Source organism: Amycolatopsis sp. H20-H5 (assembly GCF_035828755.1).
Classification (GTDB): domain Bacteria; phylum Actinomycetota; class Actinomycetes; order Mycobacteriales; family Pseudonocardiaceae; genus Amycolatopsis.
Map to the genome: position 1 here is coordinate 72957 of NZ_JAYMZS010000004.1, position 12620 is coordinate 85576.

Annotated in this window: 11 protein-coding genes; 2 read left to right on the plus strand and 9 right to left on the minus strand. The window is 68.5% G+C overall.

Annotated elements, in window-relative coordinates; translation table 11 throughout:
* Positions 1-290: 290 nt before the first annotated feature.
* From QMK34_RS03140 to QMK34_RS03170, 7 genes are all read right to left on the minus strand, one after another.
* Positions 291-3290, minus strand: coding sequence for a lantibiotic dehydratase (locus tag QMK34_RS03140; protein WP_326411209.1), 3000 nt, complete (start codon positions 3288-3290; stop codon positions 291-293).
* Between the two features lie 88 nt (positions 3291-3378).
* Complete coding sequence (locus tag QMK34_RS03145; RefSeq protein WP_326411211.1) at positions 3379-3543, minus strand: FxLD family lanthipeptide; 165 nt, start codon at positions 3541-3543, stop codon at positions 3379-3381.
* Positions 3544-3603: 60 nt separating this feature from the next.
* Entirely contained in the window at positions 3604-4842 is a 1239-nt protein-coding gene (gene fxlM, locus QMK34_RS03150) for a methyltransferase, FxLD system (RefSeq protein ID WP_326411213.1), read from the minus strand.
* A gap of 54 nt (positions 4843-4896) precedes the next feature.
* On the minus strand, positions 4897-5229 hold the full coding sequence (locus QMK34_RS03155) for a hypothetical protein (protein WP_326411216.1): 333 nt from the start codon (positions 5227-5229) through the stop codon (positions 4897-4899).
* Positions 5222-5551, minus strand: a complete 330-nt coding sequence (locus tag QMK34_RS03160; protein WP_326411218.1) for a hypothetical protein — start codon at positions 5549-5551, stop codon at positions 5222-5224. The genes QMK34_RS03155 and QMK34_RS03160 overlap by 8 nt, the downstream gene beginning before the upstream one ends.
* Before the next feature lie 4 nt (positions 5552-5555).
* A complete protein-coding gene (locus QMK34_RS03165) occupies positions 5556-6107 on the minus strand; it encodes a DUF4254 domain-containing protein (RefSeq protein ID WP_326411415.1) in 552 nt (183 codons plus the stop codon).
* Positions 6108-6112: 5 nt separating this feature from the next.
* Complete coding sequence (locus QMK34_RS03170; RefSeq protein ID WP_326411220.1) at positions 6113-6541, minus strand: hypothetical protein; 429 nt, start codon at positions 6539-6541, stop codon at positions 6113-6115.
* 300 nt (positions 6542-6841) lie between these two features.
* On the opposite strand from QMK34_RS03170, the gene QMK34_RS03175 reads away from it, so the two are divergent.
* Both QMK34_RS03175 and QMK34_RS03180 read left to right on the plus strand, forming a co-directional pair.
* Positions 6842-7705, plus strand: a complete 864-nt coding sequence (locus QMK34_RS03175; RefSeq protein ID WP_326411222.1) for a helix-turn-helix domain-containing protein — start codon at positions 6842-6844, stop codon at positions 7703-7705.
* 6 nt (positions 7706-7711) lie between these two features.
* Positions 7712-7933 carry a DUF397 domain-containing protein gene (locus QMK34_RS03180; protein ID WP_326411224.1) on the plus strand — a complete coding sequence of 74 codons (222 nt, stop codon included), beginning with the start codon at positions 7712-7714 and terminating at the stop codon, positions 7931-7933.
* 142 nt (positions 7934-8075) lie between these two features.
* On the opposite strand, the gene QMK34_RS03185 is transcribed toward QMK34_RS03180, so the two are convergent.
* Both QMK34_RS03185 and QMK34_RS03190 read right to left on the minus strand, forming a co-directional pair.
* A complete protein-coding gene (locus QMK34_RS03185) occupies positions 8076-8282 on the minus strand; it encodes a hypothetical protein (RefSeq protein WP_326411227.1) in 207 nt (68 codons plus the stop codon).
* A 168-nt stretch (positions 8283-8450) separates the two neighbouring features.
* Complete coding sequence (locus QMK34_RS03190) at positions 8451-12617, minus strand: caspase, EACC1-associated type (protein ID WP_326411229.1); 4167 nt, start codon at positions 12615-12617, stop codon at positions 8451-8453.
* Positions 12618-12620: the final 3 nt, after the last annotated feature.

Below are 12620 nucleotides of genomic sequence, written 5' to 3' on the forward strand. Positions count from 1 at the left end.
GGCGGCGTGGGTGACGAACGCCAGCGCGGGGATGTCGAAGAATAGGCTCGCGGTGTGCCCGCCGTGTAGGTCGACATTAGCGGCGGCGGACAGCCAGGTGTGGACAGTGGCCCAGGAGCCGGGGTGGCTGTGGGCGCGTTCGATGTGCAGCAGGGCGACCCCAGCGGCGCCGTTGGCCATCGACTGCGGCCAGGGCCGGTGCAGGCCAGAACTCGTTGCGAGCAGCGCGGGATCGGCCAGGTCCTCGGCGATGCCGGTGGCCAGGTCCAGCAGCGCCGGGTTCGGGCCGGTCACTGGCGCATCCTTGTCCTGGTGCGGTGGCTTAGGGCGGCGGCACGGGCCAGGCGATGACAGGTCCGCTCGGACTCCGGGGCGATCCCGGATGTGCGGATGCAGTGCAGGTGCAGCAGCGACGCCAGCACAGCGTCAGTCGCGACGTCACCGTTGATGAGCGTGTCGCGATATGTGGACAGCGCCGTTCGGCGCCGCTCCCAGGCCACCACGATTTCCTCGCCGCCCGCCAGATCTCGCACGGCCGCCCAGCCGACGGAAGGGTCGGCCAGCCGCATCGCCTGCTCGTAGACCATGCGGTCCGGGGCGGGGATCGGGTCGGTGGAGATGTTCTCGATCAACCAGGTCGCGCCTTGAGCAATGCGGCCGGTGAACGCAGCGGCCAGGTTGAGCAGGCTCGCCGCGGTCAGGGCGCGAACGTCGACCGACCCGGGGCCGGCCACATGCGCGCGTTGCGCGACAGCGGCGGCGGAGTCGGCGGCGAACACCGTCTCGGCTGCGGACATCGCGCTGCTGTGGCCGAACCGGCCGGTCTCCGGGTGGTAGGTGTCCAGCGTCATCGTCGCGATCAGCCCGGACCGCCGCAGCTCCGCTGCCCACGCGCCTACACGGTGTACAACGCGGCCATAGTCGTCGCCGACCCGCATACGCAGCCTGAGGTGGTTGTCGGGGTCGCGGTAGGGCACGAACCACCACGGCACCGGGCAGTCCAGGGTCCACAGGAGCTCGGGCAGGTGAGTGGTGAGCAGCGCCGTGTGCCGATCGGGATGGCCGTAGAGCTTGCAGAACAGCCAGTGCCCAGCCCCGGGCAGCTGCCCGTCCGCCGCCGTGCTCGCCGTGATCGGTGCGGTCCGAGCGGGGAGCGGTGGCCAGGTGCGGGGGCCGATGGCGACGAGCGGGAGGACGATCTCGTGGGCGTGTCCGCCGAGCCAGTCGTACGCGTCGGCGTCAGGGGCCTCGTGGACGGTGGCGTGCCCGTGGCGGTCCAGCTGTGCGCGCAGCAGATGCAGGTGGGCCGGTTCGTTCAGGTCCAGGCGGATGCGCTGGTCGTTGCCGCCGAGGTAGACCGCGCCGGGCACCATCGTCCGCTCCCGCCACACAGCGAGACTCGCAGTCCACTCCGGCCACGATGCGGCCGCGCCAGGCAAATCGGTGCTGGTCAGCGCCCAGCGGGCGGGCGAGAGAACGATGCGGCGGTGGGTCAGACGAGGCAGGAAGGGCAGCTGACCGGCGGTGCCCCAGGAGAACGGCCCGCACACCGCCGCCCGCGCGGTGGACAGCTCGCAGACGAACCGCAGCAGCGGGTGCGCGAAGTTGGTGAACTCCACCGCGCTGAACACCTCCGGCTCCACCGGCCGCCCGAGCGAGCGTGACCACAGCCAGAAGCGGTACGCGTCGCCGACAACCAGTAGATCCTCCGGAGCCAGCACTCCTCTGTCGGTGGGGCGGTGTTCGCTGATCGAGAGCAGGTCGGGTAGTACTTGGCGGGTGCGAGCGACGTTCTCGGTCTCGGTGTAAAGCGGCGGGCAGGACACCTGCACTCGCCGCGCACCGGCGTTGACCGCGGGCAGGGCGGCGTAGGTGCGGGCCATCCGGTCCTGGTCAGAGTGGTCGAGCAGATCAAGGAACCGACCGGTGGTGGTGCCTGCGGCGCGGAACGCGCCGCTGACCACCAGCGTGAACCCGCCCTGGTCGAGCGCGGCCCGGCTGGAGGCGTGGAGCCGGACGGCCAGCTCGGTGTGCGGTGGCCACTGCGCCCGCGCGAGGTTGTCAGCCTCCAGCTCGGTGATCGCCGCGTCGTCCAAGACGACCTCGATGTCGCGGTTGAGCGCGGCGGTCTGGGCCACGCGCAGCAGGGCAGCGTCGCGCTCGGACACCCGCGGCGCGGGGCGTTCCAACAGTGAATCCCTGTAGCCGGCCGGGAAACCGAGACCGCGGTCGGGGCTGACCAGTTCCAGCAGCGGGACGGCCGCGCCGATGCCGTAGCGCTCCAGGAAACGGGCGTGATAGTCCAGCCAGATCGGCTTCCCGAACGGATACGGCGTCAGCCGCGCCAGCACGCCCGCGGCCCGTTCCACCTCGCGCGTCACCGCCCGGGGCAGAACGAGATCCGTGTCGGCGCGCAGATCAACCGCCACCTGCCGCCGATCGCCGATGCCGGGTTGGTCGCGCAGCTGGGCGAGCAACCCCCCTACGGCAGGGATGTCATCGGCTCCGGTCTCGTCCAGGACATTAAGGACGTAGGCGAGGGGGTCGGTGGCGGTCATCGGTGGGCGCAACGCGCTGATGAGGACACGCTGCCCGACCAGCTGGTGCAGCATCCGCGCGATCACCAGCGGTGTGGTCATGGGGAACGCGGTCGCGAGCGTCTCGGCGAGCTCGCCCAGGCGAACCGGAGTCCGGGCGGCATGGACGACCAGCTCGATCGCGGTGGTGTGGCGGATCGACACTTCGGCCGGGTCGGTGCGGGCCGCGGCCGGGGCGGGGTTCTGGCGAAGGCCGACGACCAGCCTGCCGTCGCGCACCGTCGCCGCGTTGTTAACCACGACCGGCAGCCGCGCGGCCAGCTCGGCGCAGCCCTCCAGCTCAGCCACCACCCCAGCCAGCCATACCGCGCCGACCCGGCCGGTGGCCTGGTGGTTCTCGCCGATCCGGACTGTGGTGGCCGTGCCGACTGCGGCGGGCGCGACGCCGGCGAACAGGCCAAATGGGGTCGCCCGGTTCGATGCCCGCAGCCGGTAGCGCAGCAGCGACGCGACCGCGCCACGCACTTGACGTACCCGCCGCTCGCGCCCGGCGCAGATCGCGGTGACCCGGTGGGCCAGGTCGGGGCTGGCTGCCTCGACGGCGCGGGCAAACGCGGTGTCCGCCCAGGTTGTGGCAAGCCAGTCCCGCCAGTGTGGGACCTGCTCGCCGGTCAGGTCGGGCCAGTCGCCGTTGTCCACAGTGGACGGGATGGTGGCGATCCGGAGCATGGCCGCGTCGGTCACGGTGAACATCTCAAACCCCCTGGTAGACAAGGACGGCCTGGGGCGAGGTATGTCGTGCACCCCGCCGCCAGGCCGTTACCGGTCAGCGCTGCGCGTGTCAGCAGGTGCTGTTGGAGCAGGCACTCTGGCAGGTAGCACCGCAGTTGTCGTCGGTGTTGCGCATCAGGTCGGCGACCACTGGGCCGGAGGCCACGATGGACAGGTCGAGTTCGAACTCCATGTCCGGCGCGGCGGTCGGGACCTGAGTGTGCTGAAGCGTCATGCCGAAACTCCTCTACAGGGTTGGTGAATCGTGCGGATGGGACGACCTGCCCGGCCCTCGTCAGGACGAGGACGGCCAGGAAACCAGGACGCGCGTGTGCTTCTTCTCCATCAGGCGACCTTCACCGATCTCGGCGTCGGGAGTACCGGCCGGGAAGACCTCGATCCGCGCGCCGGGGCCGTGGCGGTGCACGCGGTCCCACTCGCGGATCAGCGCGACGTACTTTTCGGCGATGCTCTCGCCGTCGCGGCCGTGGCCGTAGACCACGAACTCGAACGACGTGCGGTCCTCAGAGGTCGCCTGCGACGCCCGGTAGGCGAAGCTGCTCCCGGCCAAGGCCGTCTTCGCGCCCATGCGGGCGGAACGCTCCACCACCCCGGCCTCGATCATCTCGGATTTGGCGACGAGTAGTCCGAAGTCGTCCAGGGCTGTGGCCAGGAACAGGTCCAGCTCGTCGAACGACTCGAACCCGCCCACTTCCACGCCCGACTCGCGCACCACCCGCGGCACGCTCAGCGCCTCACGCAGTGCGTCGGCGTCCACGGCCTGGTCGGCGTCCACCCGCAGCGCGACGTCCTCCCCGCGCAACAGGACCAGACGCTCGGCGTTGGCGCCGACGCCCAGGATCGGCACGAACCCGCAGAGCACATAGCCGCGGCTGACCAGGCGCCCCTGCTCGCGCACCAGCGCGACGGAGCGAGTCAGGCCGCGCATTCGCAGCGGCACGACGAGCACGCCGCCCTCCGCCAGCTGCTCGGTCCAGGCAGGCGGGATGTCCCAGGCTCCGGCGGTGACCACGATCCGATCGAACGGCGCATGCCCGGGAACCCCGCCCTCAGCGTCTGCCCGCACCACCCGGACCCGCGAGTACCCGGTGTCAGCGAGGAACTCGGCGGCGCGGTCGGTGACGAACGAGTCGATGTCGACTGTGGTGACATGGCCGTTCGGGCCGACCAGTTCCGCGATGAGCGCGGCGTTGTAGCCACCGGAGCCGATCTCAAGAACCCGCATCCCGGGCCGGATGTCGGCCTGCTCCAGCATCATCGCCTGAATCCGCGGCGCGGACACCGAGCTGGTGGCGAGCCCGTTCTCGTCCCGCTGGGTGATGACCACGTCGTCGCGGTTGTAGACCTGCTCCAGCGGCGCGCCGGGCGCGAACGCTTCGCGGGGCACTGTGGCGAACGCCCGAATCAGGGCGTCACTACACAGTTCGTCGTGAGTGCGCAACTGCTCGACCATCGCAGCGCGCAGCACGGCGGCCCTGTCGGTGACGGTGTCGTCGTCTCGTAGTGTGTTCACTCGCTCACTTTTCCAGTAGCTGTTCCGAGGCTGCGGACGTCCGCGCCGGTGGGGTCAGGTGGGTTGCCGAGCGGGCTTGCGGAGGCTGTGCCGTCCGGCTGGCGTGGTGCGGTCGGCGGTGTCGCCGACGAGGTGGCGGTAGGCGGCTTTCCAGACAGTGCACCGAACCCGGCGACGCCACGGCCCCGCCGTGCAGGAGCGGCAGCGACCCAGCTCGTCGGGCGCGTGCACGGCCAGCAGCGCCCGAAACGCCCCGGTCAATCGGGCGATCTCGGAGTCCGCAAGGACGGCTTTGGACTGCTGGTCGCCCTCGTCGGCGAGACGTTCGAGGTAATCGAGCCGCCCAAACACCGCTCGCTGGAGGGTGGAGGTGAGGACTTCATCCATGGTCGTACTCCTCGTTGACGGTGTCCGACGGCCAGGCACGGGAATCCTGTGATGTGGCCGGTGCTGCGGGTGCGGGCCACAGTCGCGGGTGCAGGTCGAGCGGGACGACGTCGCCGACCCGCAGCCGGGCGGTGTGTACGCGGTGGGCGGCGTCGTCGAAGTACCGGCACGGCCAGAACCGGCCCGCACAGGTCGGGCAGACGCCCGAGTCGTCGGGGTCCGGCAGGTGCATCGTCAGGTCGTTGATCGCCTCAGCCGCGCGTCCGGCGGGGCTGTCCGACGCTACGACCACGCCCTCCACGGCCCGGATGTCCCCCTCCATCGTCTTATGCCATCCCCGCCGGGCCGGTGGGCGTCTGCAAGACCGGAAGCCGGCGGCGCCCGAGCAGAAGATCGGAGACCAGGTCGTCGTAGGCACGGCCCAGCTCGCCGAGCTGGTTCGCCGCGAGTCGGACCCGCGGATCGTCCACCGCGGCGCGGGCATCAGCCATCAGCTGCCCGCGCATCCACACCGTCACCAGCCGCCCGACGAGCTGGCCGAGAGATTCGGTGTGCAGGACACCGGTGCGGCCCTCGGTGAGCGCGGTGGCGGCCCAGCGGTCGATGCGATCGAGCAGCGCCGCACAGGCGGCGTCGTGTGCGTGCACCGTGCGGGCGGCGGTGGCCAGCACCGGATCAGCGGCCCGGGGATCGCAGACGATCTGGTGGGCTCCGGCGCGCAGCCGGTGCTCGGCGGCCAGCGCCGCCGCCACGGCCAGCACCGGGTGCCCGTAGCCGCCGGGCGGCGTAGTGGCGAACGCGCGCACCACGGCCGTCGCTCGGGGCAGCGACGACGTGGTCACGGTCTCGCTCGGCGCGGTCGACGGGGTGATGGTCATGGCGGTCACGACGCCGATCCGTCCGTGGTGGGAACGGGTCGGCCGGTCATCTCCCACGCGGTGAAGCAGGCGACGCTCCGCTCCCACAGCCTGCTGGCGCCGACCTCGGCGACGTGCATCCGGACGCGGTGGGCGCGGTCGTCCCAGCACGCCATCACCCGGACGCCGGTCCCTGCCTCGACGTCGAGAATCAGGTGCTCGTCGATGCGCCGGTGCAGTGTCCGGCGCCGGTATTCGACAGTCGGCATTCCGGTCGCCACGATCGCGGCAGCGCCTCGGTGTTCGATGCCTGGCACGAACAGCGCCGGGACGAGCGCGGCGGACTGCAGCTCGGTGATCAGGGCAGCGCGGCGGTGTTCGTCGCGCCAGATCCGGGTGACGGCGTGGACGAGTTCGGCCAGAGCCGTTCCCGGTGAGGTGAGGGTCGCGGTCATCGCACGTCGTTCCTTCGTCTGTAGGGGCAGCGACCCCGGACTGGTCGGGGGTCAGCGCCGGGGCCGCTGCCGATCGGACCGCCCGGGACGTCGCTCGACGGCGGCGGGGGCAACGCCGGAGCGCCATCCCGGACGGGAGTTCGTCACCAGGTACGGTGTCGGCTACCTGAGTGACGTAGGTCATGAAGACGACCGTACAACTGACGATCGTCAAAACCGATACTCCGATCGGGTGGGCCTTCTGCGTGCGGCGCAACCTGCACGTGTGAGGGCGCTACCAGGAAGAACAGGAGCACCACCGTGGCCACAAGCAGCCCAACCGCGCTGAGGTGGTGGTTCGCCGTCGCGATGCGGCGGCTGCGGGAGGCCGCCGGCGTCAGCCGCGAAGCTGCCGCGCAGGCAATCCAGGGCAGCGTCTCCGCGATCGCGCACATCGAGAACGGCCGCTCCCTGCCCAAACCGCTGGAGCTCAAGGAACTACTCCGCCTCTACGGCAAGGCCGAGCAGGTCGACGCGTTTCAGGGACTGCGCGAGCGAGCCCGCAAAGGCAGGGATTGGTGGATCGGGTTCGCCAACAACGAGATCGAACAGGACTTCGATGTCTTCCTGGGCATGGAGTCCAGCGCGAGCCAGATCGAGAGCTGGGACGCCCAGGTCATCCCCGGTCTGTTGCAGACCCGTGCCTACGCTGAGGCGCTCGTCCGAGGCGGCAACCCGAACCTGCCCAAAGACGAGGTCGAACGCCGGGTCGAGCTGCGCCTGACCCGTCAGCAGATGGTGTTTGAGCAGGGGGAACATCCCTTGGTGTGGCGGGTCGTGGCTGAACCGGCGCTGACTTGGCGCATCGGCGGCGACACCGTCATGCGCGAGCAGCTGAATCACCTGGCCGACCTCGCCGAGCGGCCCGGTATCAAATTGCAGGTGCTGTGCTCGGCGGTGGGCGCGCACACTGGCGTGGAGGGCACGTTCACCATCCTGTCCGCTCCTCCAGAACTGGAGGACTACCCCGGATGCGTGTACGTCGAGACCCTCGTCGCGCCCTACTACTACGAGGAGCTGGAACAGATCAGAAAGTACCGCAACGCGTTGGACGAACTGCGAATCAAAGCCACCGCGCCGGACAAGACGCCGGCGCTGTTTCGCCAGCTAGCAAAGGAACTGTGAGCGATCATGACGCACGAGGACGCCGTTGCTGCCCTCGCCGCCGCGACCAACTGGCACAAAGCCTCCCATAGCAACAAGGAAAACGGCTGTGTTGAGGTCGCGTCCGTGCCCGGAGTGATAGGGGTCCGCGACACCAAACTTGGTGCGGCGAGCCCCATCCTGGCCTTCGACCCCAACGAGTGGGAAGCCTTCATCCGTGGCGCCAAGGACGGCGAGTTCGACATCTAGAACACCACCCGCATCACCCGAGAGCTGGGCGAGAACGCCCCCGGCCACCGCTGCATGGCCGGGGGCGCTCCCGATGAGCTCGGTCATGTTCGCCACCGATCGTGCCTCACTCCATGCCGTTGACGCCGCTCATCCGGCAGGATCATCGATCACTCCAAGGATACTCGGCGCTGAACCGGTCAAACCCGTGATTGAGATCCTCGTCGGTGGCGTAGTGGTCCACCGAGATTGACGATCCGGCGACCACACCGGCAGCGTCGAGCACGCCTGCGACTGCGTGCACGATCGCCGCGTACTGGTTCGGCGCCACGTCGGAGGGCAGCCGCACCCTGAACTCACGCGATTCCACAGACTCCACGCTGCCCGATGCCCGGTGGCAAACAACGGCCTTACCGGGTGCTCTCAATGTCGTCACCCAGGCGTCGATGTCGCGTTCGGGCCGGGTTCGGTTAGGCATACGCTGCCGAGCCGCGCTAGCCGTACTCGCGGATGAAGCTGTGGTCGCAGTCTTGTCCGCTCATACTTGGGGTGGCGCGTGGGGTAGGCGATGGGCGAGTACGTCGAAGTAGTGCTGGTTCGACCAAGCTCGCCGGTCACCGATGACGTAGAGACGGCGTTTCGCGCGGCTGGCCGCGACGTTGAGGAGGTTGGGTTTGCTCGCGGCCCACTGTCGTGCACCGGGACGTTGTGGGTCGCTGCCGAGGACGAGGATCACGATGTCGGCCTGCTTGCCCTGGGCAGTGTGGATCGTTCCCGCTACCAGCCCCGGATAACGATCACCGAATTTGCGGACTCGGTCGGCGATATCCCGGAACGGCGCGATCACCATCACCTCGGACATGTCGAAATCCAGCCCGGCGAGAGTGCGGAGGATCCGATCGAGCTGCACGCCCTCAGCGGGGATCCAGTGGCTTTGGGAATCGACGGAGGCGACGTCGATCCACTTCGACTCGGGCAACGTCGGATACTTTTCGGCGAAGCTCGCTGCATGCGTTGGCACAATGGCGTGGATCATCAGGCCGTCGTAGGCGATATCGTTGGCGATACCGAACATCGGCTGGTCGCAGCGGCGATGCACCATCAGGGGCGCACCTACCCAGGTTTTCCCGTCCGCTCCTGGCAACCACGTCCCTAGCGGGGTGACCCGGTCCGCTAAACGTTGCACGGATGTGCGACTGGCCGACCACTGCTCATCGACGCCCCGTTCCTGCCGGATAGCTTGCTCAGCGCGGAAAGGCATCGTGGTGATCGGTTCTAGCTGCAAAGGGTCGCCGACGATCACCGCGCGCTTTGACCTCCATAAGGCCCCGACCGCGCTTTGCGGAGTCGCCTGCCCCGCCTCGTCGATCAACAACCATCCCAGCGCCTCGCCGCGTAAATGGGAGAACATCCGGGCGAACGACGAGAACGTCGTTGACACCACTGGTACCACCAAAAACAGCGCCTGCCAAGCCGCGAGCGCGTCGGCCTCCGGTAAGGTCCGCGGCGCGCTACCGGCGAGGACATCAGCGGTGCCGTGCAGAGTCTGCCGCATTTCCTTCGGAGTGTGCTGCAGAAACGCCTTGTGCAGTCTCAATGCTGCCAGGAACAGTTCCGTGCGTGCACAGTTCCATTCTGTGTCGGTCCACGGGGCCGTCAATTCCCGACGGCCCCGATCCTTCCACCAGGAGCCGTCGAGGAAATGCTTCCCGAGATTCACTTGCCCACGCGTCAATGTGGCGATGATCGCGTTCAGCTCGGCCTCCGCGTCGCGCACCGCCTCCGCGGCGGTCGTGGCAGCGTGACCGGCGGCATTCGCGTCAGATGTCAGTCGTGCTTGACCATGGTATGCCGCGCCGTAGGCCTGTTCGGCGGCCAAGATCTGCCCGGCGAGGTACTGATCGCGGGCGTTCCATTCCCGCATGGCTCTGCCGAATGTTGTTAGCCACTGCAAAAACCGGGGTTTGAACCGGAGGTTCTCGACGCGCCTCGACACCCGATGGTCTCGTTCGATCTGCCATGCCCGCACGATGCGTTCCGCCTCAGCGAGGTGAGCACGCGCCTCCGCGAACCGCTGGCTCGCTTCCGCGTGATCCAGGCGGCGCCCGCGCACCCGGCTTTCCGCGGTCACCTTCCGGGTAACAGCCTGATAGACCTGTTCACGCTTAACTTGCGCGGATTCCGCTCGCTTCAGGACGCCAAGGAAGTCTGCAACCGCCTCCGCCCATGTACACGATGGGGATGTCAGCTCGTAGTCCTTGAGGATCGCCAGCAGCCCTGCGTGGGACAGATCCATCTCGATCATGTCCTTGTCGGCGGACTCGGTCTCCGGCTTGTCCAGGTCGGCTGGCGATACCGGTGTCGGCTTGCGGTACCAGAACTCACTGACGAAACGTCCGCGGTTGTCTTTGTTGCCAAGCTTGGCGGCGAGCAGTCCCCACCCGGCGTTCCCGTCACCGGTCTCAGCGGTGCTCCGTGGATCGGCAGTCAGCAGCTCAGAACTGGTGCCGGCGAAGTAGTCGAGCTCCTCGGCCATCTCCCGCCAGCAGTCGTCGATTGCGTCCCGCGCGGGCATCTCGTTGGTGACGTTCTCCACAGCGCCGTTGTTGGCCGACGCGACGACGATCTCGAACCCGGTGAGCTGCGGCACCAGCGTGTGGATGACCCTCTTGCGGTCACCGGTCACCCAGCCTTTCTCTTTCCCGATGAACGCGTCTGCGGGACGAGGCAGCGTGGCGAGCACGCGGGCGCGCTCGACCACCACCGCGGCGACCAAATCCCGCAACATGGTCGTCTTACCGGTGCCCGGCGGCCCGTTGACCGCGAAAATCCCCGCACCTGTCGCAGGGAGTCGAAGCGCGCTGTTGACAGCGAGCTGCTGCCCCAACGCCAAGGAGTGCTCCGGATCGCTGGGCCACCGGCCTAGCGGAATGTGCCTCGGCGCGGTGACGTGCGCTACCGCGTCCAGGTCCTCCTGCACATCCACCCGCTGCCCGAGGTCGAGTGCGGAGTCGGGGCGCAGATACTCGCGCAACGCCGCCCCGGCCCTGCCGGCCCGGGCGTGTTCGGTGACAGTGATGAGATCATCGGCGATCATGCTGTTGAGGAAGTCATGGCCGGTGTCATGAGCATTGCGCAGAGCCACGCGCTTGCTCTGAACGCGAATTTCGCCGTGACGCACCGCCGCGCCAAGACGAGCCATGTCCTCGGCGAGGTTGAAGCATCCCGCCAGGAGGTCCTGCCCCATCGGACTGCCCACCTGGTGTCCGCCGCGCGCGAGTGCCGCAGCTCGCGCGTCGTGCGAATCAGGGCCCACGAGCTTCTCGAACAGGTCGCTGAAGCGAAGTTTGACAGCTTCGAACCCGGTCAACCAGCCGTCTGCCCCCGGGCCTGGATGCAGGACCCGGCTCGTGGCCCACGCGCAACTGGACAACACCTCCGATCCAACGATCGGGCGACCCTCGGCGGAGACAACGAATGTCACCAGCGCGCTTTGCCCGGCCGGTCGCTCCTCGAAGCTCGGCTCATTCGGCTCGAACACCGACTGCAGGACATCAAAGATCGAGTCCAGGCCATAGATGCCCAGATGTACAACGTGCTGCCACACCCGCCCGTCGGTGAACCGGCGCCGCGCCAACTCATGGTCCGGCTCCCACGGCAACGGCTCGCCGGGCTTGACCGCGAACATCAGCTTGTCGCGATCGACCTTCTTCACCGGCGGCGGGCTAAACATCTCCGCCATACTCCAGAACTGCACGATCCCTGCACGGTCCTCGTCCGTTCCCGGCGCCGGGCGTGGGCGAGCTGACGCCCGCACCTCACGTCGAGGTAACTGCTCCCGGCTGCCCTGCCCCGCCGCCGCAGGCGCGCCACCGGCATTGGCCAGCACCTGTGCCAGCAAGTCTGACGACCCGGCCGGACGAGTCAGCGGCCGGTCACTGCCCTGGTCGAGCTGTTCCTCGACGGATGTCGTCGCCGGGCCTCGGACGAGAGCGAGCCGACCGGCGGTGTTGGTAGCGCGGCGTTGGGGTGCAGGCAGGCCCCGGCCGTCGAGTTCAGCATGGACGTGCTGGTAGATCTCGTCCAGCGACAACGGAGTCGGCTCGGCGAGTGCACGCAGCAGGGCTGCGGTGAACGCGGTGTGCCGCGATCCTGGCGGCGCATGTGACGGAGAGGTCGCCGAACTGGAGGTCAGTGTATAGGTGCCGGTGAAGTTGAGCTGGCCGGCGACCAGAGCCTGCGGCGTGGACATCGCGGCAATGGCCCGACCGGAGAAGCAGCAGTCCAGGATCAGTACCCGGGCGCGGGCACGTGCCTGGCCGAGGTCCTGCTTGATCCGCGCTACCGGGATGCCGCTGTAGCCGACGTTGCGGGGCTCGGTGTCTTCGAGCCCGAGGTGCAGGCTCCCATCGTCGTCAAGCAGCCCGTGGCCAGCGTAGTAGACCAACAGCAGATCCGTGGCTTCACGACTCGCGCGGCTCAGAGCCGCACCCACACTTGGCAACGACGCGGGAGCGCCGATTCCTTCGACCAAGCAGTGCTCGCTGCCAAGCAGGCCGTGCAAGGGATCGGTCAGGGTGTCCCGTAGTACTTGAAGATTGTCCGAAACTGCGGGGATCGCCGCCAGCTCGGTAGATTGGAAGGTGCTCGCACCGATCAGCACCGCTCGGGACGAACTGCCGTTCGGGAACCACAAGTCTGTCACCCG

What these genes read in the sequence shown, in the direction of transcription:
- QMK34_RS03165 (WP_326411415.1), bottom strand. Translation starts at nt 6,107, where the DNA reads ATGACCATCACCCCGTCGACCGCGCCGAGCGAGACCGTGACCACGTCG.
- QMK34_RS03145 (WP_326411211.1), bottom strand. Translation starts at nt 3,543, where the DNA reads ATGACGCTTCAGCACACTCAGGTCCCGACCGCCGCGCCGGACATGGAG.
- QMK34_RS03140 (WP_326411209.1), bottom strand. Translation starts at nt 3,290, where the DNA reads ATGTTCACCGTGACCGACGCGGCCATGCTCCGGATCGCCACCATCCCG.
- QMK34_RS03155 (WP_326411216.1), bottom strand. Translation starts at nt 5,229, where the DNA reads ATGGATGAAGTCCTCACCTCCACCCTCCAGCGAGCGGTGTTTGGGCGG.
- QMK34_RS03160 (WP_326411218.1), bottom strand. Translation starts at nt 5,551, where the DNA reads ATGGAGGGGGACATCCGGGCCGTGGAGGGCGTGGTCGTAGCGTCGGAC.
- QMK34_RS03180 (WP_326411224.1), top strand. Translation starts at nt 7,712, where the DNA reads ATGACGCACGAGGACGCCGTTGCTGCCCTCGCCGCCGCGACCAACTGG.
- QMK34_RS03170 (WP_326411220.1), bottom strand. Translation starts at nt 6,541, where the DNA reads ATGACCGCGACCCTCACCTCACCGGGAACGGCTCTGGCCGAACTCGTC.